This window comes from Pseudomonadales bacterium, from assembly GCA_024234165.1.
Lineage (GTDB): Bacteria > Pseudomonadota > Gammaproteobacteria > Pseudomonadales > UBA5518 > UBA5518.
This window is the reverse complement of sequence record JACKOP010000002.1, coordinates 379,098-402,146: the sequence shown is the minus strand read 5'-3', so window position 1 is coordinate 402,146 and position 23,049 is coordinate 379,098. Positions and strand designations below refer to the sequence as shown.

The 23,049-nt window shown below is 62.9% G+C and carries 20 protein-coding genes; 10 read left to right on the top strand and 10 right to left on the bottom strand.

Features of this window, described 5'->3' with window-relative positions:
- Positions 1-75 precede the first annotated feature (75 nt).
- Genes H7A12_07525 through H7A12_07510 form a run of 4 tightly spaced genes read left to right on the top strand, consistent with a single transcriptional unit; the run spans position 76 to position 4,608 of the window.
- Entirely contained in the window at positions 76-846 is a 771-nt protein-coding gene (locus H7A12_07525; protein ID MCP5320661.1) for a glucose 1-dehydrogenase, read from the top strand.
- Between the two features lie 59 nt (positions 847-905).
- Positions 906-2,537 carry a thiamine pyrophosphate-binding protein gene (locus H7A12_07520; GenBank protein MCP5320660.1) on the top strand — a complete coding sequence of 544 codons (1,632 nt, stop codon included), beginning with the start codon at positions 906-908 and terminating at the stop codon, positions 2,535-2,537.
- 21 nt (positions 2,538-2,558) lie between these two features.
- Positions 2,559-3,761 carry a CoA transferase gene (locus tag H7A12_07515; protein ID MCP5320659.1) on the top strand — a complete coding sequence of 401 codons (1,203 nt, stop codon included), beginning with the start codon at positions 2,559-2,561 and terminating at the stop codon, positions 3,759-3,761.
- 28 nt (positions 3,762-3,789) lie between these two features.
- On the top strand, positions 3,790-4,608 hold the full coding sequence (locus tag H7A12_07510; GenBank protein ID MCP5320658.1) for an SDR family oxidoreductase: 819 nt from the start codon (positions 3,790-3,792) through the stop codon (positions 4,606-4,608).
- Positions 4,609-4,667: 59 nt separating this feature from the next.
- Here H7A12_07510 and H7A12_07505 read toward each other — a convergent pair whose 3' ends face one another.
- The gene (locus H7A12_07505) at positions 4,668-5,075 is read right to left on the bottom strand and encodes a hypothetical protein (GenBank protein ID MCP5320657.1); all 408 of its coding nucleotides are present in this window, start codon (positions 5,073-5,075) and stop codon (positions 4,668-4,670) included.
- Positions 5,076-5,229: 154 nt separating this feature from the next.
- On the opposite strand from H7A12_07505, the gene H7A12_07500 reads away from it, so the two are divergent.
- The gene (locus tag H7A12_07500; GenBank protein MCP5320656.1) at positions 5,230-5,553 is read left to right on the top strand and encodes a hypothetical protein; all 324 of its coding nucleotides are present in this window, start codon (positions 5,230-5,232) and stop codon (positions 5,551-5,553) included.
- Between the two features lie 59 nt (positions 5,554-5,612).
- Entirely contained in the window at positions 5,613-7,265 is a 1,653-nt protein-coding gene (locus H7A12_07495) for an IS1634 family transposase (GenBank protein ID MCP5320655.1), read from the top strand.
- Between the two features lie 31 nt (positions 7,266-7,296).
- Here the strand turns inward: H7A12_07495 and H7A12_07490 are convergent, their stop codons facing one another.
- Positions 7,297-7,836 carry a LysR family transcriptional regulator gene (locus H7A12_07490; GenBank protein MCP5320654.1) on the bottom strand — a complete coding sequence of 180 codons (540 nt, stop codon included), beginning with the start codon at positions 7,834-7,836 and terminating at the stop codon, positions 7,297-7,299.
- Between the two features lie 86 nt (positions 7,837-7,922).
- Positions 7,923-9,173, bottom strand: a complete 1,251-nt coding sequence (locus H7A12_07485; protein MCP5320653.1) for an NADH:flavin oxidoreductase — start codon at positions 9,171-9,173, stop codon at positions 7,923-7,925.
- 80 nt (positions 9,174-9,253) lie between these two features.
- On the opposite strand from H7A12_07485, the gene H7A12_07480 reads away from it, so the two are divergent.
- Positions 9,254-10,051 carry an enoyl-CoA hydratase/isomerase family protein gene (locus H7A12_07480; protein MCP5320652.1) on the top strand — a complete coding sequence of 266 codons (798 nt, stop codon included), beginning with the start codon at positions 9,254-9,256 and terminating at the stop codon, positions 10,049-10,051.
- Between the two features lie 30 nt (positions 10,052-10,081).
- Here H7A12_07480 and H7A12_07475 read toward each other — a convergent pair whose 3' ends face one another.
- Together H7A12_07475 and glk are read right to left on the bottom strand one after the other, a co-directional pair.
- The gene (locus H7A12_07475) at positions 10,082-10,744 is read right to left on the bottom strand and encodes a PaaI family thioesterase (protein ID MCP5320651.1); all 663 of its coding nucleotides are present in this window, start codon (positions 10,742-10,744) and stop codon (positions 10,082-10,084) included.
- 11 nt (positions 10,745-10,755) lie between these two features.
- A complete protein-coding gene (gene glk, locus H7A12_07470) occupies positions 10,756-11,727 on the bottom strand; it encodes a glucokinase (GenBank protein ID MCP5320650.1) in 972 nt (323 codons plus the stop codon).
- 109 nt (positions 11,728-11,836) lie between these two features.
- Here glk and H7A12_07465 point away from each other — a divergent pair, with 109 nt between their 5' ends.
- Entirely contained in the window at positions 11,837-12,691 is an 855-nt protein-coding gene (locus H7A12_07465; protein MCP5320649.1) for an SDR family oxidoreductase, read from the top strand.
- A 67-nt stretch (positions 12,692-12,758) separates the two neighbouring features.
- Here the strand turns inward: H7A12_07465 and H7A12_07460 are convergent, their stop codons facing one another.
- Positions 12,759-13,223: a nitroreductase family deazaflavin-dependent oxidoreductase gene (locus H7A12_07460; GenBank protein ID MCP5320648.1), complete on the bottom strand. Its 465-nt coding sequence runs from the start codon at positions 13,221-13,223 to the stop codon at positions 12,759-12,761.
- 148 nt (positions 13,224-13,371) lie between these two features.
- Here H7A12_07460 and gcvT point away from each other — a divergent pair, with 148 nt between their 5' ends.
- Positions 13,372-14,478, top strand: a complete 1,107-nt coding sequence (gene gcvT / locus H7A12_07455; protein ID MCP5320647.1) for a glycine cleavage system aminomethyltransferase GcvT — start codon at positions 13,372-13,374, stop codon at positions 14,476-14,478.
- Here the strand turns inward: gcvT and H7A12_07450 are convergent.
- Positions 14,429-14,980: a shikimate kinase gene (locus H7A12_07450; protein ID MCP5320646.1), complete on the bottom strand. Its 552-nt coding sequence runs from the start codon at positions 14,978-14,980 to the stop codon at positions 14,429-14,431. The two genes, gcvT and H7A12_07450, sit on opposite strands and share 50 nt — an antisense overlap.
- Before the next feature lie 85 nt (positions 14,981-15,065).
- Between H7A12_07450 and pgi the strand changes: the two genes are divergently transcribed.
- The gene (pgi, locus tag H7A12_07445; protein ID MCP5320645.1) at positions 15,066-16,715 is read left to right on the top strand and encodes a glucose-6-phosphate isomerase; all 1,650 of its coding nucleotides are present in this window, start codon (positions 15,066-15,068) and stop codon (positions 16,713-16,715) included.
- Here pgi and glgP read toward each other — a convergent pair.
- Genes glgP through glgB form a run of 3 tightly spaced genes read right to left on the bottom strand, consistent with a single transcriptional unit; the run spans position 16,712 to position 22,961 of the window.
- Positions 16,712-19,258: an alpha-glucan family phosphorylase gene (gene glgP / locus H7A12_07440; GenBank protein ID MCP5320644.1), complete on the bottom strand. Its 2,547-nt coding sequence runs from the start codon at positions 19,256-19,258 to the stop codon at positions 16,712-16,714. The genes pgi and glgP overlap by 4 nt on opposite strands.
- 45 nt (positions 19,259-19,303) lie before the next feature.
- A complete protein-coding gene (gene glgA, locus H7A12_07435; GenBank protein MCP5320643.1) occupies positions 19,304-20,767 on the bottom strand; it encodes a glycogen synthase GlgA in 1,464 nt (487 codons plus the stop codon).
- Between the two features lie 4 nt (positions 20,768-20,771).
- Entirely contained in the window at positions 20,772-22,961 is a 2,190-nt protein-coding gene (gene glgB / locus H7A12_07430; protein ID MCP5320642.1) for a 1,4-alpha-glucan branching protein GlgB, read from the bottom strand.
- Between the last annotated feature and the right edge of the window lie 88 nt (positions 22,962-23,049).

Here is a 23,049-nt window from a genome sequence, read left to right as displayed (position 1 = left end):
GGGGCTCCCTGATTTTCAACGGGGCTTCATGAATGCATCGTGAATGAAATTCTTTCCAAGCGAAGAGGTGGCGGCATGAACTGGTGGAACACATTTTCTCTCGAAGGACGCACCGCTTTGATTACCGGCGGGTCGCGAGGCATAGGGCGAGCCATCGCAGAATTGTTTGCGCAAGCTGGTGCGCACGTGGTTGTCACGTCGCGCAACAGCGCAGATCTTGATCAGGTCGTTGCGTCGATCAGAGAGGAAGGCGGATCCGCAGATGCGATACCCGCACATGTTGGAAAGACAGAGGAGGTGGAGGCATTGCTGCGCGAACTTGCGAAGCGATCGCTCGATGTCGATGTTTTGATAAACAATGCTGCAATCAGTCCCGTGGTTGATGGTTCCTTTTCCGATACTTCGGTTGATCTCTGGCAAAAAATCATGGATGTGAATCTCCGCGGTCCCTTCCTGCTCACGAAACGTATTGGAGCTGCGATGGCAGCAAGGGGAGTGGGGTCCATTGTGAACATAAGTTCGACCGGTGCGAGCCGTACCAGTCCTCTCATTGGTGCATATTGCATTTCGAAAAGCGGTCTGAATACGTTGACCGAGGTTTTCGCGAAGGAGTTGGGTGCCAAAGGCGTAAGAGTAAATACGTTGACGTGCGGCCTCGTGGAAACGGCCATGGGAGACTGGACAATAAAAAATGATGCGGCTTACCAGTTTTGTCTCGACATGACGCCGCTTGCCCGTCACGCACAGCCATGCGAAATTGCGCGTGCGGCGCTGTTCCTGGCCAGCGATGCAGCAGGGTTTGTGACCGGGACGAATCTCGCTGTCGATGGTGGATCAGGGATATGAAACCGGACGCCGTGTGATGTCAAATATCCTTCGACGGTCGTGATTTCTGGAGAATCGGGATGGTGGATGTCAGTGGAGGGCGGGCAATTGCGCGACAATTGCGTCTGGCAGGCATCGATACGATATTTGCGATTGTCGCCGGGCCGATGACCGATCTGTTGATCGGTGCACGACAAGAGGGGCTGCGGGTGGTCAGCTGTCGGCATGAGGCCACGGCGGGCTTCATGGCGATGGCGTGGGGCTACGTCCAGCGAAAGTCCGGTGTGCTTGTCGTTGGGTCGGGGCCAGGCATGACAAATGCCGTCACCCCCATGCATGTTGCAACGGCCAGTGCGATGCCATTGGTGGTGCTGGGAGGATCGACCGGGAGTAGTTTGTACGGGCTTGGTGGATTTCAGGAGGCGAATCAGCTCGCCTTTGCTGCGCCGGCGTGCAAGTGGGTACAGCAGGTTCCGACAATTGAGCGAATTCCCGAGCTTGTGCATCTGGCGCTCGGAAAGGCGGTCGTTGGACGGCCCGGCGCGGTGTATCTCGATTTCCCAGGGCAGATTGTTTCCGCGACCCGCCCGGAAGAGGGGGTTCGCTGGCAGACCACGTCTCCCAGGATCGCGAAGCCACATCCCGATGCGGCGACCATTCAGGAAGTTGCGAAGCTCATTCGCGAAGCAAGCTCGCCGGTTGTCCTCGTTGGGAAAGGGGCTGCGTGGGCCGACGCAGGTGAAGCGCTTCTGCGCCTTGCAGAATTGGGCGTGCCTTATATCTCCTCGCCAATGGCTCGCGGGGTAATCCCGGACGATCACCCGCAATTCATGAATGCGGCTCGATCGTTGGCTTTGAAGGAAGCCGATCTGATCGTGATGTTCGGGGCGCGTTTCAACTGGATGTTCGGTATGGGACGTCCGCCGGTTTATCGCAGCGACGCTCGTATCGTCCAGATCGATCTGGAGGCAGAAGAGCTGTACAGCGCTGCGAATGTGGAGATAGGAATCATTGCCGATGCGGCAGCCGCGGCAGAAGCGATTGTTCAGGCACTGGACGGGCATCCGCTCGTGTGTCGAAGCAACGGCTGGTTGAGAAAGCTGGAGCTGCAGCGCAAGGCAAACGAGCTGAAAACGGAAGACCTGATCAAAAATGAAGCAACGCCGATCAGTCCCTGGCGCCTGGTTGGTGCGCTGCGTGATCTCCTCCCTCGGGACGCGATAGTCACGTCCGATGGGGAAATCATCATGGGGATGGTTCGCATGCTCATGCCCGCCTACGGGGCGCGTTCTGTATTGAATGGTGGTACAACCGCCTGTATCGGGACCGGATTGCCTTATGCGATCGGAGCGAAGCTCGCGCGTCCTGAAGTCCCTGTTGTCGCCATTCTTGGTGATTATGCCTTTGGCGCGGCCCTGGCAGAGGTGGAAACCGCGGTTCGTGTCGGAGCCAATGTCGTCTTCGTTGTTGCGAACAATGAAGGCGTGTGTGGTCACATGCTTGGCGATGAACTTGTCCCGGTGGCTCGTCTGTTGCCAGCCGACTATCAAAAGGTGGGTGAAATGGTCGGCGCACATGTTGAGCATGTCATGCAACCGGCGGATCTTCATCCCGCCTTGATGCGCGCATTGGGTGCTGACCGTCCGGCCGTTGTGCATGTGCGCATCGATCCGAAGATCGCGCATGGCACTGGCACTTACTTTTTGGGTTGAATCAGAAGGCAGGTTATCGTGATGCAAGCCTTGGAAGGAGTAAGGGTTCTGGATTGGACGATCTGGCAGCAAGGTCCACTGGGGACAGCGTTGCTCGGAGACCTGGGTGCTGAAGTGATCAAGTTGGAAGCCTGTGAGACCGGCGATCCAGGGCGAGGTCTGGGTTGGCTTTCCGGCATGAGCCTTGCGGGGCGACCGAATTTCTATATCGAGGCAAATAACAGAAACAAGAAAAGCATCACCCTGGACGTCAAGAAGCCCGAAGGCCGGGAGATCGTATTCGACCTTGTGCGTCGTTCGGATGTCTTTGTGCAGAACTTCCGGGTGGGCGTTGCCGAGCGGCTGGGCCTGGATTATGAGTCGCTGCGCAAGGTGAATCCGCGTCTCATATACGCGCACGCGACCGGTTATGGACCGAACGGCGTCGACGCCGCCATGCCTTCGATGGACTACATTGGCCTTGCGCGGTCAGGGTTGATGTTCGCAGTCGGAGAGCCGGATGACCCGCCACAGGGGATCACTGGCGGGATTGCGGACCAGATGAGCGGGGTGATGCTGGCCTGGGGTGTACTGGCAGCTCTGGTGGCGCGGGAACGTCTGGGTGTGGGCCAAAAGGTTGATGTCTCGATCCTCGGTTCGATGGCGCTTTTGCAGGGACTTGCTCTTTCTGCGCGGCTGATGCTGGGCGCTGCAGCACCGCGTGTACGCCGAGCCGAGTCAGTAAATCCCCTGTGGAACCACTACCGCTGCCTCGATGGGCATTGGATCGTTTTGGCCATGGCCCAGGGAGAGCGGTACTGGAGCGAGTTTTGTCGGAGTATGGGGCATCCGGAGTTGGAGGCTCAATGGAAGGGAGTGCTTCCGGGAAAGCCAGCCACTGAAGCCGTCGCCGCGCTCGACGTGATATTCGCAACCCGTCCGCGAGAAGCATGGCTTTCGCAATTGAAAGCCGCGGACGCAGGCTTCATTTTCGGTCCGGTGAATCGGGTTGATGATCTGCCGGATGACCCACAAATCCAGGCCAACGAATACGTCACGCGATTCGATCATCCGCAGTACGGACCAACCGATCTGGCGGGATTTCCCGTTGGCTTGTCGGCAACACCCTGTGCGGTACGCGCACCCGCACCGGAATTGGGACAGCACACGGAAGAGGTGCTGTCTGAACTGCTTGGATATGATTGGGAGCGGATCGGGCAGCTGCGCAGAGGCAAGATAATCTGATTCGGTCTTGAAACGGGAGAGACGACCTATGCCGATTACGTTGACCGGCCTGGAAGGCAAGACTGCCGTGGTTACCGGTGCAGGTCGCATGAGGGGCATTGGTCGGACGATCGCCATGGCGCTCGCGAGAGCGGGTTGCAATATTGTGGTTACCGGCACCGGCCGCCCACGGGAATCGTATCCGGCAGACGAACAGCATGCGGAGTGGCGGGACATCGATTCGGTTGCCGAGGAAATTCGTATCCTTGGGAGTGGCGCACTCGCGGTTGTTTCGGATGTGTCGGATGTGGGTGCAGCCGAGGAGCTTCTTCAGGCTTCGGTCAGGCAATATGGCGGAATAGACATACTCGTGAACAACGCGGGATCTGCGCTTGGAAATGATCGTGTGTCGATAGTGGACTTGCCGGTGGACGAGTGGCAACGCGTGATCAATACAAATCTGAGCGGGACCTTTTACATGTCCAAGGTCTTTGCTCGACACATGATTGAACGCAAGTGCGGCGGGAGCATCGTCAATATTTCGAGCCTGCTTGCGCGATTGATGTCGGCACAGAGCGGGGTCTATGCTGCGTCCAAGACCGCAGTAAATACACTTTCGACAGTGATGGCATCCGAGCTGGGGGCTCATCGGATCCGGGTGAACGCCGTTTGTCCCGGAATCGTCGATACGAGCCGGCACGATGATATCCGGGAGAGTGCTCTGTGGAGGAAGGTCATCGACCATCACGTGCCACTCGGACGTGCGGGAACACCGGACGATATTGCCAATGTGATTGCATTTCTCTGCAGTGAGCAAGGCGCATGGATCACCGGCCAGCATATATATGTCGATGGAGGGCACCGATAACAGGTCTACCGGAGATCGTTGCAGTCTTCTGGTTGCATGATCCGAACCACGTGTTTTTTTCAAAAGGAATTGATTTTGTCTGGCTGCGCAAAACGTTCTTTGAGAAATTCTATGAGTACCTGGATCTTCGGCACGGTGGACGTCCGGGTGCGAGACAATGCATACCAGGTCACGGACCAGCGCGACCAGCCTCCGGGTACGGCCAGAAGTTTTTTCTGTCTGACCAGATTGCACATCGGATGGTTTGATTGCTGGGTTATGCCGAGCCCTTTCAGGGCATAGCGCAACAGCAGGGAGCCGCGGTTTCCACTGAGGTATCCGTTTACCTTTACTTTGATTGCCTTTGTGTCTTCACCAAACCACCAGTATCCGGATTCATCGATGAGGCAACGGTGTCGCATGAGGTCATCAGGGCTTGCAGGCACACCGAATTTTTCGAAATATTCGGGGCTTCCCAACTTCAGCACTTCAGATTGCAAAACGGCCATTTCGGCAGGGTGGCAGGCACTACAAATCAATCAGTTATGGGTGGATCTCCTCATTTTCCCAGGAGATCATGTAGTCACACGTGTTTTTGTTTCACCCATTGATTAATGGATACGATACGTATAACGTAGTTGCATGTTCACGCGCATCTCACGATCTGGCGGCCGAGCCTACCTGCAACTGGTCGAGTCCTACCGCAACGAGGAAGGCCAGCCACGTCAGCGTGTCATCGCCAATTTCGGGCGACTCGACAAACTCTCTTCCAAAGACCTCGACCCACTGATCGATGGGCTGCAACGCGCTCTCGGACGATTCACCTCCACGCCTCGGGTGGCCTTCGACACAGCCAGCCCAACTTCAGCACTTCAGATTGCAAAACGGCCATTTCGGCAGGGTGGCAGGCACTACAAGTCAATCAGTTATGGGTGGATTTCCTCATTTTCCCAGGAGATCATGTAGTCACACGTGTTTTTGTTTCACCCATTGATTAATGGATACGATACGTATAACGTAGTTGCATGTTCACGCGCATCTCACGATCTGGCGGCCGAGCCTACCTGCAACTGGTCGAGTCCTACCGCAACGAGGAAGGCCAGCCACGTCAGCGTGTCATCGCCAATTTCGGGCGACTCGACAAACTCTCTTCCAAAGACCTTGATCCGCTGATCGATGGGCTGCAACGCGCTCTCGGACGATCCACCTCCACGCCTCGGGTGGCCTTCGAAACAGCCAGGGCCTTTGGCGATCTGTTTGCCCTGCATGGCCTGTGGCAGGAACTGGGATTGGATCGCGCATTGCGTCGTGCGCTACGTTCCACGCGTCGCCGGTTCGACGCGCCCGCGCTGGTGCGCGCGATGGTCTTCAACCGCCTGTGCGAGCCCACCTCGAAGCTCGGCGTCCTGCGCTGGCTGGAGACGGTCAGCCTGCCCGATGCGCCGGAGACGGTCACGCACGACCAGCTGCTGCGGGCGATGGATGCGTTGATGGAGCATATCGATGCGGTCGAGGCCGTCGTTGCGGAGCAGCTGCGCCCGCTGCTCGATCAATCGCTGTCGGTGGTGTTCTACGACCTCACCACGGTGCGCATCCAGGGGGACGGCACGGTGGCAGACGATGTGCGTGCCTTCGGGCTCAACAAGGACACCGGGGGCATTGCCCGCCAGTTCGTGCTCGGTGTGATCCAGACCGCCGAGGGGCTGCCGATCGCGCATGAAGTCCATGCGGGCAATGTCGGCGAAGTGTCCACGTTGCTGCCCGCCATCGAGAAGGCCATTGCGCGCTATCGGATCGAGCGGGTGGTGCTGGTGGCGGATCGTGGCCTGCTGAGCCTCGACAACCTGGACGCGGTAGAGGCGCTACGTACCGCGACTGGCCAGGCGGTGGAGTACATTCTCGCCGTGCCGGCACGGCGTTACGCGGACTTTGGCGAGTTGGCGACCAACATGCCACTCGATGCGGGTGTCGGCGAGTCCACGTGGCAGGGGCGGCGCCTGGTCGTCGCGCACGACTCCGGTCGCGCGGCGGAGCAAAGCGCCCGGCGCCGCGCCCTGATCGCGTCCATCGAGGCCGAAGGCGAGCGCATGGCGAGGCGCCTCGACGAGGCGGACGCAGGCCAGCCGCTGCGCGGGCGCAAGTCCACCGACCGCAGGGCGTATCTGCGTTTCTGCGAGGCAGTCAGCGAAGCAGGGCTCAGCCGTATCCTCAAGGCAGACCTGGCGGCGGAGCGCTTCAGTTTCCACCGCGACGAGGCCGCGCTGGCCAACGCCGAGCGCCTCGATGGCAAGCTGCTGCTGGTCACCAACACCGCACTCGCCGCCGATGAGGTCATCGCCCGCTACAAGGCACTGGCCGACATCGAACGTGGCTTTCGGGTACTCAAGAGCGACATCGAAATCGCTCCCGTACATCACCGCCTGCCCGAGCGTATCCGCGCCCATGCGCTGATCTGCTTCCTGGCCCTGGTGATTCATCGGATCATGCGGCAAAAGCTCAAGGCGGCGGGACATCCGCTTTCACCTCGCAGGTCCCTCGCCCTGCTGCGCCAGATCCAGCAACATCGCATCCAGATCGATGGCAAATCCGTCACAGGTATCGGGCGCCTGCAACCCCAGCAGATCGAACTGTTCGAAGCACTCAAGCTCCCACTGCCCGTCGCCGACAACGCCGTGTAGTGGCATTTTTGCCCCATTCGTATCAATACAATCAACAGCTTACAAATCCAACTGCGGAACTTGGGGGGCTTGCATAAAGTCCGAAGTCACTTTTTCCGAGCGTATGTGCGATCAACGAGGAGTCCTTGAGACTGCCGCGAGTAATCAGGAGGTCGTAGTTCTCGGAAATCTGCTGGGTCGGCTGGGACTCGAAATTCAGGTGCAGTCTGAGTTCGGGGTAGCGGGTTGCGAACTCGGAAAAGATGCCTGCCAAGGTGATTTCACCTATCGCGGCGACGATCTGTACCTTGAGGTGACCGTGGGGAAGTTCGTTGGTTGCAACGGTGGCGTCGATCGCGTGTTCCAGTTCGCTCAGTGCGGCGGCGCATTGCAGGTAGCATGATTCGCCGATCTCGGTGAGTTGCAGGTTGCGAGCGTTACGATTGAACAAGGGGACTCCAAGACGCTTTTCCAACGCCTTGATTTGCTTGCTGACGTGAGATTTCGAGCGGCCAAGCCTGTCCGCAGCCTGTGTGATGGAGCCATACCTGGATGCCATCACAAACTCGCGAATTCCGTCGAGCTCGAGCATCTCGCTATCCCACGTCTGCCTTTGGTTGCAAACGATTTTCCGCGGATCCTCGATGGGAGGACTGAGTCACCGGGTTGGCCAACGATTCACGACACCGCCGCGCTGCCCAATGACGCCGACGCACGAATCCGGTTCAGTACCGGGTCGTTCGGTGGGTTCTCGACACAGCGTGTGCCATCGGGGTGATAGATCCAGGCGATGCAGCGGTTGCAACTCGTGCAGCCTGAGTGGCGGGTTTCACCGCTGCGGAAGCGATTCACCAGCGCGGTGTCGTGGATCAGTGCGCGTGCCATCACGACGCAGTCGAAACCGTCCGCCAGGGCGGCCTCGGCACTGTCGAGCGACTTGACGCCGCCAAGATAGGCGAGGGGCATGCGCACCGCTTCACGCACGCGCATCGAGTAGTCGCGCAGGTAGCGCTCGCGAAACTCGACGTGGCGCGGCGCCATGAGTGCACTGAGGCGCAATGCCAGGCGTGACAGCCACTGGCCTTGCAGTACCCTGCCGATTTCCTGCTGGTCGACCAGGCTGCCGAACATGAACCACGTCGATTCGACGTTGCGACCGCCGGAAAGAACGAGCAGATCGGCGCCTGCATTCTCGAGCATGCGTGCGGTCACGGCTGCATCGTCCGCAGTTGCGCCACCTGGCACACCGTCGGCCACGTTGATTTTCGCGATCACCGCGAGATCCTTGCCGACGGCCTTCTTCACTGCAGCCAGTACGCGGGTCGGGAAGCGAGCGCGGTTTTCCGCGTTGCCCCCGTATTCGTCACGCCGGCGGTTGTCGAGCGGGGAGATGAACTGGTTGAGCAGATAACCGTGACCCATGTGCAGCTCGACCGCGTCGAATCCGGCCTCGCGTGCGAGCTCCGCCGTGTGCACGAACTGCGCCTCCACCAGGTCCATTTCCCTGGCCTGCATGGCGCGCCGCCACCAGTTGCCGGCCAGCAGCCCTGCCTTGTTGAATCCGGTTACCGAACTCATCGTTGGATGACCGACGCGGATCCCGGTCACGAAGGAACCACCGTGCGTGATCTGCGCCGAGATCGCCGCGCCTTCGGCGTGTACTGCCGCCGTGAGCACGCGCAGATCGGGCAGGATTGCCTCGCGCATCCAGATCTGGTTTGGCAGCGTGCGACCTTCTTCGCTGACCGCGACGTAGGCGACCGTCGTCATCCCGACGCCGCCTGCTGCGAGCGCACGATGATGCTGGACCAGCGCATGGGTCGGTGCGCCGTCGATACACATCGCTTCGTTGGCGCCGGACTTGATGAAACGGTTGCGCAGTTGCAGTGGACCGATCGTCAGCGGATCAAAGGGTGATGGCTGGTTCATTGCTTGATGCCTCCGCGAGCGCGCGTCTATTTATAATCATCGTGTCGCAGATGGCCGCCAGGGGTCAACAGGAAGCAGGCATGGCAGAGATCGAATTCGAGAACCGCGACGGTGTGGGTCTGATCACGCTCGCGCGACCGGACAAGCTCAATGTGGTGAGCTGGCCGATGCTGAGAGAACTTGGCGAACTGTACCGGCGTTGCGACGCCGATGCCGCAGTGCGCGTGGTGGTGATCACGGGTAGAGGCAGCGCATTTTGCGCCGGAGCCGATCTGTCGCGTGGTGATGCGTTCGCTGCCGAGGCGGGAGGTGACTTCAGTTCGTGTCCGTTGTCGATGCAGGCGTGGGATATGCGCAAGCCCGTGATTGCGGCGTGTAACGGTCATGCCATCGGCGTCGGTCTGGGGATCGCGCTGCAGTGCGACCTGCGTATCGTCGCGCGCACCGCAAAGTACGGTCTGCTGCAGAATCGGCGTGGCGTCGTGGCCGATTTCGGCGTCGAATGGGTGCTACCGCGGCTGATCGGCCTGGAGCGTGCATTCGAGATGCTGGTGCGCGGCGTGCGCATCGACGGTGCGCAGGCTCACGACTGGGGGCTTGCCGCGTATCTTGCGGATGCCGATTCAGTGCTGGCGACGGCACTGGATATTGCGACCGACATGGTGTGCAACTGTTCGCCACTGGTCATGGCGATGCACAAGCGACTGCTGTGGCGCGGACTCGAGATGCCGCGCGATGCGTTCATTTCATTGGAGACACGTGCGCTGCACCACAGCATGGGTCAGCCGGATGCACTCGAGGGTGCCACGGCGTGGGTGGAAAAGCGCACGCCGCGCTGGGACGAGGACTGGATCGCACGCTGGCCGGATTTTCTCTAGGACAGCGCAGCGCGTGTGTGCACCTGCGTGCTAGAGCATCTGTTTGTGGAATTCCGCAAGACCGCCGGCCGGTTGGATGAACACGCCGCTGCAACTCGCGGTCAGTGCGTCATCCGCGTGCATCTCGGCGCGCACCAGCGTCTTGCGACCCTCGACCCGCTCCACCCATGCGCGCAGGCGCAATTCGGCGTTCAGCGGCGTGCGGCGGTGATAGCGGATTTCCAGCGTGCCGGTCATCCCGGGCTGACCGCCGATGGCCTGTGCTTCGCCCATGAACTGGTCGAACAGTGCAGCCACGAAGCCGCCATGCACGCTGGTTGGCGGCCCTTCGTAGGCCCAGCCCAGTGTCGCACGTCCGTGCGCCACGCCATCGACGATCCAGGTATGCAGTGGTGCCGCCAGCGGGTTGCTGACGCCGGCGACCGGGTTCGTTTCGTGGCCGATCTGGCCTATGCGTCCGTGGCTTCCCTCCACGGCAAATGCGAGACGTCCGTACAGACGAGGCTGTTCGGCGAATCCTGCGGCGATGTTTTCCAGTGCCGCAGCGATCGCATGCAGATCAGGGACCGCCGGCGTGCTGCTGACAAGGGTTTCCGTGAGTTCGCGGATTGCTGCGGCGACGCGCCGACGCGCTTCCCATTCGGCGCTGTAGGCCGGCGTGATGTCCTCGGAAACGAAGGGGTTGTGGGTCATGTCGATGTCGATCAATGTGCGCTCTCCTGGAATGGGTCGATGCTGGCAACGGCTGCACCCAGCAGTCCCGGCTGGCTGTGTGTGATCACATGAACCGGGATGGCACGCAGGTATGCGCTCATCGGTCCCCTGGTCTCGAAGCGGGTGCGGAAGCGGCTGCGCTGCAGGAACCCGGTGAAACGCGGCACGATGCCGCCGGCGATGTAGACGCCACCGCGAGCGCCACTGCACAGCGCCTGGTCGGCTGCGGCAGTGCCGAGGAACGCGCAGAAATGCTCGAGGGCCTCCTGACACACGAGGTCGCTGCCCTCGACGCCACGCACCTGGATTTGCGCAGCCGACATTGCTTCGACGTCAAGCGAGCGCAGTTTGCACAGCGCACGGTGGATACGTTCCATTCCAGGTCCTGACAGCAAGGCTTCGCGGCTTACGGGTTCACCGCTACCAAGCAGGCTGCCGATGATCGCGAGTTCTGTCTCGTCCGCAGGACCGATAGAGGCATGCCCGCCCTCCGTCGGCACGGCCTGGAAGCCAGCGGACGTCACGATCAACTGTGCAACGCCGAGTCCTGTCCCGGGGCCGAGCAGCGCGAGTGGTCGTCCGCTGCACGCCGTCCCGCCACCGATCCGAACCAGTGCCGACGGGTCGATCCGCGGCAGCGCCAGTGCGATCGCCTCGAAGTCGTTGATCACGCGCAGGCGCTCGATACCGAGTTCGGCTGCCAGAGAATCCCGCGAGAACTCCCAGCAGTGGTTCGTCAGCCGTATGGTGGCGCCGTCGACGGGGCCGGCGACAGCGAAGCACGCCTCCTGCGGATGCGCGCCGGTTTCCTGCAGATAGGCGCGAGCGGCCTCGCCGAGCGAGGCGTACGCCTGCGTCTGGAGGGTGCGCTGCGCATCGAGTTGCGCATCGGCGTGAACCAGTGCGAACCGCGTGTGGGTACCGCCGATGTCGGCGATCAGGCGTGTTGGGAGGGATGGCATCGGCTTGCCGTGTGCTGCGTGCGTTGGGGCGGGATTCTGGATGCATGTGTCTCCGATGGCAATGCATACTGTATGGCGTGTGGCGTGTGCATGGCGACGGAGAAACCCGATGAACGAGCTGCAATCTTCCCCGCGTCTGGATGGACGTACCGCGTTGATCACCGGGGCCTCGCGTGGTATCGGCCTGGCGATTGCGAAGGAGTACCTGCGCCACGGTGCCAATGTGTGCATCACGGCGCGCAGACAGAACGAACTCGATGCGGCCCGTGACGGACTCGATGCGATCAGTGCCACGGTGCCGCGGGCCGGGATCGCGATGGACTTCGCCGGTTCGGTCGGCGACGCTGCCCGGATCGAAGCCTGTGTCGACGCAGTGCTGGATCGTTTCGGCCGGCTCGACGTCCTGGTCAACAACGCGGCGACCAGTCCTGCATTCGGGCCACTGATGGATGTGGAACTCGCGGCGTGGCGCAAGACCTTTGCCGTCAACGTGGAGGGTCCGCTGTTGTTCGCCCAGCAGGCGTGGCGGCGCTGGATGCGTCTGAACGGTGGCGTGATCATCAACGTGACGACGATCGGTGTGCATCGTCACGCACCCTTCATCGGTACCTACGAGGCCAGCAAGGCAACGCTGCACTGGCTTACGCGCCAGCTTGCCGGCGAACTCGCTCCCGGGGTGCGCGTGCTGTCGCTGTCTCCGGGTGTGGTCAGGACGCACATGTCACGGGTGTTGTGGGAAAGCGGTGAGGAAGCACTGGCGCGCTCGATCCCGTTGGGGCGGATCGGCCAACCGGTCGATATCGTCGGAGCCGCGCTGTTCCTCGCATCCGATCTGGCGTCGTGGGCGACTGGCATCGATCTCGTGATCGACGGCGGATCGCTGGTGTCCGGGGCGCACGTGGAGGCGTCGGCCGGCAACCCACTGGTCGACAACATGCGACGCGGGACGGTGCCGTCGGCCTGAAGAGCGTGTCGCAACAGCCGCTGATCGTCGACGCACGCTCTGCGGCGTTTTGCGAAAGTCTCTGCAGTCAGTCTGCGGGAGTACACAGGACCACGGTGATCGTACGGCCCGCGCGCGGGTGTCGACGCGCAAGCGCCGGGAACGCCGACGTCACACTGCGCCACAACCGCCTCTTCTCGCTACCTTCGACGCGGCGCGCGCACATGCGTCGCGTGATTCCGGCGATGCTGACGCCGACCAGTGGATCGGTGTCCACATCGCTGCACCAGGCAGGCGCAAGACGAGGTGCGAATGAGGAATGCGGTGCGATCAGGATCACGTTGCGTCCGGCAACGAGGTGCATCGGTGCGACGGTATGGCGGATTGCGCGCTCGCGGTCGCGCAGCGTCACCAGGCATGCCGGAATGCCGTGGCGGTGCCTGCCCATCAGGCGTCCATCGCTGACGCGATAGAGGGCAACCCGAAGCCGCATCGATACCGCCGCTGCCGCCCGCACCATGCGCACCGGGCGCGTCGTCTGCGCTCGTGCCATGATTCGTTTCCTTGTCATGTACTTCCGTTGCCTTGCGTTCGGAATCGCTCGCCACGCGTGCATCATACTTTACGGCTTGCAGCCGAATGAGCAGAATTCACGCGGATGCCAGAGGCCGCTCAGGCCTGGCCGGTCGATCGGAGGCGCGATGAAACACACACCGCTGCATGCACTGCACCTTGCGCTGGGTGCGCGCATGGTCCCATTCGCCGGCTACGAAATGCCGGTGCAGTACCCGCAAGGCATCGTACGCGAGCATCTGCATACGCGTTCTGCGGCGAGCCTGTTCGATGTTTCGCATATGGGACAGGTGCTGGTGCGAGGACCCGGCGTGGCCGAGGCGCTCGAGCGGCTGCTGCCGGCGGATTTGCTCGGGCTGCCGGTCGGGAGGCAGTCGTATTCGTTGTTCACCAACGAGCAGGCTGGCGTGCTGGATGACCTGATCGTCACGCGCTGGGACGCCGAAACCCTGTTTCTGGTCGTGAATGCCGCGTGCAAGGAAGCGGATCTTGCGTATCTGCGTGCAGGCCTGCCCGGCGGGCTGGAAGTGCGTGAACTGTGCGGGCAGGGATTGCTGGCACTGCAGGGGCCACAGGCAGCGACGGTGCTGTGCGGGCTGGTCCCGGCGTTGGCGCAACTGGTTTTCATGAGTGGCATGCACTGCGTGATCGAAGGCGCACCGTGCTTCGTCACGCGCTCGGGCTATACGGGCGAGGACGGCTTCGAGATCTCGCTGCCGGAAGAGCACACCGAGCGCATCGCACGCCTGCTGCTCGGGCACGACACGGTTGCGCCGGCCGGGCTGGGGGCGCGTGACTCGTTGCGCCTCGAGGCAGGGTTGTGTCTGTATGGACACGAACTCGGGCCGCGGATCACCGTGATCGAGGCCGGTCTCGGGTGGGCGATTCCGCTCGTGCGACGAGCCGGTGGTGCGCGCGCCGGGGGTTATCCCGGAGCGCAACGCGTCGACGCGGAGTTGCACGCCGGGACGGCACGCCGACGCGTGGGTCTGCGCGGAAACGAGCGCGTGCCGGTGCGCGAGGGGGCCGTGCTGACCGACGCGGACGGAGATTGCGTGGGAGAAGTCAGCAGCGGCGGTTTCGGCCCCAGCGTGGGCGGCCCCGTGATGATGGGTTTCGTCGACAGCCGCCTGGCTGTCGCCGGCGCCACGCTGTCTGCCGTGGTGCGCGAGCGTCCGCGAGCGGTCACGGTGGCGAAGCTGCCGTTCGTTCCACTGCGCTATCACCGTGGCTGAGCAGCGCCGCGATCACGTGCTCGACCACCTGCTCCGGGGTCAGGCCGTCGCAGGTGACTCGTATGTCGGCATGACGCCGGTATAGCTGCGAGCGCTCCGTGAGCAATTCCGCCATGTCCTGCCCCGGGGTGCGCACCAGTCCGCGCGTTGCCCAGTCCGTCACCCGCTGCTCGAGTTCCGGCAGTCCGACGTCCAGGTGAACGATCGTGCTTGCCGTGGCGAGGTGGCGCATCGCGGCATCGGCGTATACCGCGCTGCCGCCAGTCGCGACCACGCGGGCGTGCGCGTCGACCCGCCCGAGCACATCCTGCTCGATCGTGCGCAGGCTTGCCGCACCCTCGCCGTCGATGATCTGTTGCAGTCGCCGTCCGGTGCAGGCCTCGATCACCCTGTCGGTGTCGACGAATTCCAGCCCCAGCCTTGCCGCGAGCAAGCGTCCGACGGTGCTCTTGCCGCAGCCCGGCATGCCGATCAGAGTTATCCCGCGCTGCTGTTCGCTCATGTCACGGTGCGCTACAGTGACTTCGTGATGTGGCATTCTGGGCACGCGATCCGAACGCACGCAAGCTGGTGGAGGGAGGGCAGACATGACGAACCGACTCGAAGACACGGCTGCCTGGAATGCCCTGTTGCGGCGCCGCGAGCAGATGCGCGGATTCTCGTTGCGCGAGGCATTCACGCATGACCCGCAGCGCACCGGGCGCATGCGGCTGCAGGCAGCGGGGTTGACGCTCGACTACTCGAAGAGTCTCGTCGATGCGGACACGCTGGATCTGCTGCTGGCGCTGGCCGACGAACGTGGAGTTTGCGCCAGCGTACGTCGCCAGTTCGGCGGCGAGCAGATGAACATGACCGAACGTCGCGCGGTGCTGCATACGGCGCTGCGTGGCAGCGATGCCGGCACCACGCTGCCCGAGGCGCAAGCGGTGCGAACGGTGCGTGAACGCATGGCAGCGATCGTGACCCGCCTGCGCGATCGCGAGTGGACGGGCTGGAGCGGCATGGTGGTGCGCGACGTGGTCAATATCGGGATCGGAGGTTCGCACCTCGGACCGATGTTCGTGACTGCCGCACTCGGACATCTGTGTGGTACGGATGTGCGCTGTCATTTCGTATCGAATGTCGACCCGTGTGACCTTGAGGGCGTGCTGCGAGCGCTCGATCCGGCGACCACGCTGTTCATCGTGGCGTCCAAATCGTTTTCGACGCTGGAGACGCTGCAGAACGCGCTTGCGGCACAGCGCTGGCTGGCTGACGCCGGTTGCCCGGGTGATGCCTTCGGCAGGCATTTTCTTGCCGTGTCGTCGAATGTGGCGGCAGCGACTGCGTTCGGCATCGCCGAGGACAACGTGTTGCCGATGTGGGACTGGGTCGGAGGGCGTTACTCGCTGTGGTCCGCGATCGGACTGCCGATTGCGATCGCGGTTGGTGCCGATGCCTTCGACGAACTGCTGCAGGGTGCGCGCGCGATGGATGCCCATTTCCTCGAAGCGCCGGCGCACGCAAACATGCCCCTGGTACTCGCGCTGCTCGATATCTGGCAGCGCAACATGCTCGGTTGCGGTTCGCTGGCCGTGATCCCGTACGACCAGGGGTTGGCGCGACTGCCGGAATACCTGCAGCAGCTCGTGATGGAAAGCAATGGCAAGTCGGTCGCGGTCGACGGGGAGGCGCTGGGACAGGGAAGTGCCGGTGTGGTCTGGGGCGCTGCCGGAACCAACGGGCAGCATTCGTTTCACCAGATGCTGCACCAGGGTACCGATATCGTGCCCGTGGACTTCGTGCTGCCGTTACGCAGTTACAGTCGGAACACCGCGCAGCATGCGTACCTGGTCGCGAACTGCATTGCGCAGAGCCAGGCACTGATGCTGGGACGCACGCTTGCGGAGGCACGCGCCGAACTCGCCGCGCGTGGCGTATCGTCGCAGGAGGCCGTGCGGTTGGCTCCGCATCTGGTGATGCCCGGGAACCGGCCGAGCAACACGATCGTGCTGGAGCGCGTGACGCCGCGCGCGCTGGGCGCGCTGATCGCACTGTATGAGCACCGTACGGCTGCAGCCGGCTATCTGTGGGGGTTGAATTCCTTCGATCAGTTCGGAGTGGAGCTGGGCAAGCGGCTCGGCGAGGCGGTCCACGCGGCGCTGCTCGAGCGTGGCGCAGAAGTGCAGGGCGTGGATTCCTCGACTGCGGCACTGATCGTGATGTATCGCGAGATGCAGTTGCAGGCAGGGCACTAGACCCAGACCATCAGTCCCACTTCGAAGCGGTGGCTGAGCAGCGGGTGGTACGGATACGCGCGTATGCGCATCTCCTGCAGCCCGGCGTTCTGCGCATGAAAGTCGGCCGTGAAGACGCGCTCTTCTCCCTCACCGGGAATGGCCTCGAGGTGAATGCGCTGCTGAGTGGCTTCGGCGCTCTGCGGTGAGGGGTCGATCAGGCATTCGACGACGATATCCGACGGCTGCAAGCCGTTCATGAAGACTTGCACGCGCAGCGGTACCGTGTTGTCGTGATGCACTGCCGTCGGCGGGTTCTCCGCGAGCCTGACGCGTACACCGAACCAGCACGAACGCACGCGCCGCTTCCATGCCGCGAGCTCCCGTGCACCGGCTGCCTGGTGCGCTGACAGCCGGCCATGCTGTTCGCGGGCCGGGCAATACAGGCGCGTGATGTAGTCCATCACCATGCGCCGCGAGTTGAAGCGCGGGATGATCGATTTCATCGAGGCTTTTGCCACCTTCACCCAGCCACGCGAGAAACCGTGGCCGTCGCGGGCGAAATACAGCGGCAGCACCTCGTGCTCGAGCAGGTCGAGCAGGTCCTTGCCTTCGTCACGGTTGCGCTGTTCGAGGTCGAGCCGCGGGTCGCGTGGCGCGATACCCCAGCCGTTCTCCCCGTTGAAACCCTCGCCCCACCAGCCATCCATCACGCTGAGGTTGATCACGCCGTTGATGGCGGCCTTCTGCCCGGAGGTGCCGCTGGCCTCCAGCGGGTATTCGGGAGTGTTCAGCCACAGGTCGACACCGGTGACCAGCTGGCGCGCGAGGCGGATGTCGTAGCCTTCGAGCAGGATGATGCGACCCTGGAATTCCGGGCGATGTGCGAACTCGTGGATCACCTTGATCAGGTTCTGCCCCGGAGTGTCGCTCGGGTGCGCCTTGCCGCCGAAGACGATCACGGTGGGACGTTCGGGGTCGTTCAGGATGCGCGCGAGGCGCGCGGGGTCCGAGAACAGCAGCGTGGCGCGCTTGTAGGTCGCGAAGCGACGAGCAAAGCCGATCACCAGCGTGTCGGCCTCGGGACGCGCGATCAGGCGCGTGACGCGTGCGATCGTCGCTTCGCTCTCGCCGTTGCGCTGGTAGCGCTGCTTGACGCGATGGGTGAGGTCTTGCAGCAACCATTCCTTGAGCTGCTTGCGCACGCTCCAGAACTGGTAGTCCGGGATCTCGTCGATGCGGTTCCAGTACTGCGGGTTCAGCAGGTCGGAGTGCCATTCATCGAAGCGCATCTCGAACAGGTTGAACCATTCGTTCGCCAGGAAGGTCGGCACGTGTACGCCGTTGGTGACGTACGTCATCGGGTTTTCCTCGGGTGGAATCTGCGGCCAGACGGCCTGCTCCATCACGGAGGCGACCCAGCCGTGGATGCGTGACACCCCGTTGTGGAAGCGCGATCCCTGCAGCGCCAGCGTGGTCATGTTGAAGCTGCCGTTCGGCCCCGGCAGACTGCCGAGGGCCATCAGTTCCGGCATGCCGACGCCCAGGCTGTCCGCAAATCGGCTGAAGTAGGTTTCGAACAGGCCAGCGTCGAAGATGTCGTGACCGGCCGGAACCGGCGTGTGCGTGGTGAATACGGTACCTGCAGCGACGATCTCGAGCGCCTCGGCCAGCGTGAGCCCTTCCTGCACGTATTCGCGACAGCGCTCGAGGACCAGAAATGCGGAATGCCCCTCGTTGATGTGCCACGCGGTCGGATGCATGCCCATGCGGCGCAGCACGCGTGTGCCGCCGATGCCGAGCACGATTTCCTGTTCGATGCGCATTTCGCGTGCACCGCCGTAGAGCTGGCGGGTGATGCGCCGGTCTGCCTCGCTGTTTTCGGGCAGATCGGTATCGAGCAGGAACAGGCGGATGTGCCCCACACGCGCTTCCCATACATGCACCGCGACCTGCCGGCCCGGAAATTCGAGATCGACCCGCAGGCGTTCTCCGTCGACCAGCACCGGGCGTATCGGCAGGTCGTCGAAATCGGAAGGAATGATCTGGGAGATCTGGTTGCCGTGGCCGTCGATGGTCTGCGTGAAGTAGCCGTTGTGGTACAGCAGTCCGACGCCGACGAACGGAATGCCGAGATCGCTGGCAGCCTTGCAGTGATCGCCGGCGAGGATGCCGAGACCACCCGAGTAGATCGGAAAGCTTTCGTGCAGGCCGAATTCGGCGCAGAAGTACGCCACCAGATCGGCGTCGGGGTCGAGGAACTGCCCGCACTCCGAGCGCATCCTGCGCTCCATGTACGCATCGTAGCTGCTGAGCACGCGGCGGTATTCCTCGAGGTAGCCGCGATCCTCGACCGCCTCGTCGAGGATCTGCTGCGATACCCGACGCAGGAACACGCGTGGATTCGCTCCGCAGGCGTTCCACAGCGTGCGGTCCAGGCGTGCAAACAGCGCGCGTATGCGACGGTCCCATGAGTAGACGAGGTTGTTGGCGAGTTCGTCGAGGCGTGCCAGTCCTGCGGGGAGGCGTGGGCGGACTTCGAGGGAAAAGCGGCTGCCGGGCATGACTCGAACGCGCTCCATGACGGGGAGCCCGAGTATAGCGGAAACTCAGCTGGCGGCTGCTGCGCTGGTGAGGGCCTGCGCGTAGAGCTGTTCGTACGCGCGGGCGCTGCGCTGCCAGGACAGATCGCTGCGCATGCCGGTGGCCTGCAGTTGGCGCCAGGCCTGGGGCTGCGCATACAGTGCAAGAGCGCGGCGAGCGGCGGTGACGAGCGCGGCCGGAGTGTCGGCGTCGAAGCAGAAACCGTTTGCGCTGCCATCGGCGACAGCGCCCGGAGTGGCGTCGACGATGGTGTCGGCGAGTCCGCCCACTGCGTGCACCACCGGCACCGTGCCGTAGCGCAGGCTGTACATCTGGTTCAGACCACAGGGCTCGAAGCGCGACGGCATCAGGAATACGTCCGCTCCGGCCTCGATGCGATGCGCCAGCGCTTCGTCGTAGCCGGCGCGAAACGCGACCCGCCCGGGATGCGCGCGGGCCAGCGCAGTGAGATCGCGTTCGCTGGTCGGATCGCCACTACCGAGGATCGCCGCCTGGCACGGATGATCGAGCAGCTCGGGCAATGCGGCGAGCAGCAGGTCTATGCCCTTCTGTTCTGCCAGACGTCCGATGAATGCCAGCAGCGGTGTTGCCGCGTCCACAACCAGGCCAAGCTCCCTCTGCAGGGCCAGTTTGTTGTCGGTCTTGCGCGCGAGTGTCGCGATTCCGTAGCGACTCACCAGCGCCGGGTTGCGCGCCGGGTTCCATGCACGGGTGTCGATACCGTTCAGGATGCCACTCAGTACGTCACTGCGATGACGCAGCAGCCCATCGAGACCATGCCCGAACGCCGGTTGCAGGATTTCCTGCGCATAGCGCGGGCTGACCGTATTCACGCGATCCGCGAACACGATGCCGGCCTTGATGAAACTCAGCAGGCCGTGGAATTCCAGCCCGTCGGGGTGCCAATGTCGGGTGGGAAGTCCGAGCCGTTGCAGCGTGGCTGCAGGAAACAGTCCCTGATAAGCGAGGTTGTGGATGGTGAATACGAGTGCCGGGCGCGGACGAGCCGAGCGCAGCAGCAGCGGTACCAGTGCCGTCTGCCAGTCGTTGCAGTGCACCACATCGGGTTGCCAGCCGAGGCCGAGCCGGTCCTGCGCGAGCAGTGCCGCGCTGCGACACAGCAGTGCGAACCGTTCCGCGTTGTCCGGATAGTCCTCGCCATCGGCGCTGTGGTACGGGTTGCCGGGGCGATCGAACAGGGCGGGACAATCGAGCAGCCAGAGCCGGTTGCGGGCGTGCGGTTGGCGAGTCTGCAGCAGGCGCACGTGATGTCCGTCGATCGTGTGCGTTGCCACCATCCGTATGCCGAACGGAATCGCTGCAGCCAGTGCGTCGCGGTAGGCCGGCATCAGCAGCGTGACTTCGTGCCCCAGTGACTGCAGCGCACGTGGCAGGCTGGCGCTGACGTCGGCCAGTCCCCCGGTCTTCATCAGTGGGTGGATCTCGGAGGAGACGAACAGTATGCGCATCGTCTCAGTTCCGTTGTGGTGCCAGCACGATGCCCGCCAGCGGTGGCAGCGTGAGCGTGAGTGAGCACGGGCGTCCCATCAGCGGTTCGTTCACGACGACAAGTCCGTCGGCATTGCCGAGATCGCTGCCGGCGTAATAGCGGGAATCGCTGTTCAGCAGTTCACGGTAAGGCCCGCCGGTGGGGACGCCGATGCGGTAGCCGTGGCGTGGCACCGGCGTGAAATTCAGCACGACGATGCAGAACTCGTCGCCGTCGCGGCGCAGGTAGCTGATCACCGATTGGGTGGCGTCGTGACAATCGATCCACTCGAACCCGCGCTGCTCGAAACACGCCCCGTGCAGTGAGCGCCGGTCACGGTAGAGTCGATTCAGGTCCTGCAGCAGCGTGACCATGCCACGCTCGTGTTCTCCTCCCAACAGGTGCCAGTCGAGTGCTCGATCGTGATTCCACTCGGCACGCTGGGCAAACTCGCTGCCCATGAACAGCAGTTTCGCGCCGGGATAGGTGTACTGGTAGACGTACAGCAGGCGCAGGTTCGCGAACTGCTGCCATGCATCGCCCGGCATGCGTCCGATCAGCGAGCGCTTGCCGTGTACGACCTCGTCGTGGGAGAAGGGCAGCAGGAAGTTCTCGCTGAACGCATACAGCAGCCCGAACGTGAGGTCCTGGTGGTGATAGTGACGGTGTACCGGGTCGTGCGCGAGATAGTCCAGCGTGTCGTGCATCCAGCCCATGTTCCACTTCATCGAGAAGCCGAGCCCGCCGAGCCATACCGGGCGCGTCACCTGCGGCCACGCAGTCGATTCTTCGGCGATGGTCAGGGTGCCTGGATGCTCGCCGTGCGTCATTTCGTTGAGTTCGCGCAGGAAGCGCATGGCATCGAGGTTCTCGCGTCCTCCGTGCTCGTTCGGTGTCCAGTCGGCGGGCTGGCGCGAGTAGTCGAGATAGAGCATCGAGGCGACGGCGTCGACGCGCAGGCCGTCGATGTGGAACTCTTCCAGCCAGCAGTTGGCACTGGCGAGCAGGAAGTTGCGCACCTCGTTGCGCCCGAAGTTGAAGATCAGGGTGCCCCAGTCGCGATGCTCACCACGTCGGGGGTCGGCGTGCTCGTAGAGTGACGAACCATCGAAGCGCGCCAGGGCGTGCAGGTCGCGCGGAAAATGTGCCGGCACCCAGTCGAGCAGTACACCGATCCCGTGCCGGTGGCAGTGGTCGACGAAGTAGCGGAAGTCGTCCGGGGTGCCGAAGCGGCTGGTGGGCGCGAAATAGCCGGTTGCCTGATAGCCCCACGAGCCGTCGAGGGGGTGTTCGGTGACCGGCAGCAGTTCCACGTGCGTGAAGCCGAGTGCGCGTACGTGTTCGACCAGCCGGTGTGCCAGTTCACGGTAGTCGAGAAATTCGCCGTCCGGGCTGCGCTGCCAGGACCCGAGATGAACTTCGTAGACGCTGAGCGGTGCGTGCTGCCAGTCCCGCTCGCGACGAGCCTGCAGCCATTCGGCATCACCCCATGCGTAGGTGCTGTCCGCGCAGACGATCGACGCGGTGTAGGGGCGGCGTTCGTAACGGCACGCGTACGGATCGCTCTTGAGATGCAGGGTACCGTCGTCACGCGCACGCAGCTCGAACTTGTAGAGTGCTCCGGCGCTGACCCCGGGAATGAACAGCTCCCACACGCCGCTGCCCCCGCGCACCCGCAGCGGGTGACAACGACCGTCCCAGTGATTGAAGTCGCCGACCACGCTCACGCGTTCGGCATTCGGTGCCCAGGTCGCAAAGCGTGTACCGACAACGCCGTCGACGGTGCACGGGTGTGCGCCAAGCACACGGTAGGCGTGGCGATGGCGCCCTTCAGCGAACAGGTGCAGGTCGAGATCGCCGATCTGTGCCTGGAAGCCGTAAGGGTCGATATCGCAGTGCATATCGCCACCCGCGTCACGCCAATGGATTGGCGGGTGCCGTGCGAGTGAGTCGAGCTGTGTGCCCTCGAGCAGGAACAGGCCGCTGCTGCCGATACGCCGGGCCGGCAGGCGATCGTCACCTGCCCACAGTGCAACCGCCCACGGTCGCCACAGCCACAGCGTTGCGCCGTGGCGCCCGAGCAGCTCGCAGGGGTCGTGGTGGCGTGCCTGCAGCAGCCGCTGCACGTCCTCGCGCTCCAGCAGCGAAGCGTCGGCTCCGGCGGCGTGATCCATGGCAAGGTCGCGATGCATCGTCACGGGGTGAATCGGTGTTGACCTTTGATGAACTACCATCATGATTAGAAAGCATTATGGTGGCAGT

What these genes read in the sequence shown, in the direction of transcription:
- H7A12_07520 (MCP5320660.1), top strand. Translation starts at nt 906, where the DNA reads ATGGTGGATGTCAGTGGAGGGCGGGCAATTGCGCGACAATTGCGTCTG.
- H7A12_07480 (MCP5320652.1), top strand. Translation starts at nt 9,254, where the DNA reads ATGGCAGAGATCGAATTCGAGAACCGCGACGGTGTGGGTCTGATCACG.
- glgA (MCP5320643.1), bottom strand. Translation starts at nt 20,767, where the DNA reads ATGCGCATACTGTTCGTCTCCTCCGAGATCCACCCACTGATGAAGACC.
- H7A12_07475 (MCP5320651.1), bottom strand. Translation starts at nt 10,744, where the DNA reads ATGACCCACAACCCCTTCGTTTCCGAGGACATCACGCCGGCCTACAGC.
- H7A12_07495 (MCP5320655.1), top strand. Translation starts at nt 5,613, where the DNA reads ATGTTCACGCGCATCTCACGATCTGGCGGCCGAGCCTACCTGCAACTG.
- pgi (MCP5320645.1), top strand. Translation starts at nt 15,066, where the DNA reads ATGACGAACCGACTCGAAGACACGGCTGCCTGGAATGCCCTGTTGCGG.
- H7A12_07465 (MCP5320649.1), top strand. Translation starts at nt 11,837, where the DNA reads ATGAACGAGCTGCAATCTTCCCCGCGTCTGGATGGACGTACCGCGTTG.
- H7A12_07490 (MCP5320654.1), bottom strand. Translation starts at nt 7,836, where the DNA reads ATGCTCGAGCTCGACGGAATTCGCGAGTTTGTGATGGCATCCAGGTAT.
- H7A12_07460 (MCP5320648.1), bottom strand. Translation starts at nt 13,223, where the DNA reads ATGGCACGAGCGCAGACGACGCGCCCGGTGCGCATGGTGCGGGCGGCA.
- glgB (MCP5320642.1), bottom strand. Translation starts at nt 22,961, where the DNA reads ATGGATCACGCCGCCGGAGCCGACGCTTCGCTGCTGGAGCGCGAGGAC.
- H7A12_07515 (MCP5320659.1), top strand. Translation starts at nt 2,559, where the DNA reads ATGCAAGCCTTGGAAGGAGTAAGGGTTCTGGATTGGACGATCTGGCAG.
- glk (MCP5320650.1), bottom strand. Translation starts at nt 11,727, where the DNA reads ATGCCATCCCTCCCAACACGCCTGATCGCCGACATCGGCGGTACCCAC.
- H7A12_07510 (MCP5320658.1), top strand. Translation starts at nt 3,790, where the DNA reads ATGCCGATTACGTTGACCGGCCTGGAAGGCAAGACTGCCGTGGTTACC.
- gcvT (MCP5320647.1), top strand. Translation starts at nt 13,372, where the DNA reads ATGAAACACACACCGCTGCATGCACTGCACCTTGCGCTGGGTGCGCGC.
- glgP (MCP5320644.1), bottom strand. Translation starts at nt 19,258, where the DNA reads ATGCCCGGCAGCCGCTTTTCCCTCGAAGTCCGCCCACGCCTCCCCGCA.
- H7A12_07500 (MCP5320656.1), top strand. Translation starts at nt 5,230, where the DNA reads ATGTTCACGCGCATCTCACGATCTGGCGGCCGAGCCTACCTGCAACTG.
- H7A12_07485 (MCP5320653.1), bottom strand. Translation starts at nt 9,173, where the DNA reads ATGAACCAGCCATCACCCTTTGATCCGCTGACGATCGGTCCACTGCAA.
- H7A12_07450 (MCP5320646.1), bottom strand. Translation starts at nt 14,980, where the DNA reads ATGAGCGAACAGCAGCGCGGGATAACTCTGATCGGCATGCCGGGCTGC.
- H7A12_07525 (MCP5320661.1), top strand. Translation starts at nt 76, where the DNA reads ATGAACTGGTGGAACACATTTTCTCTCGAAGGACGCACCGCTTTGATT.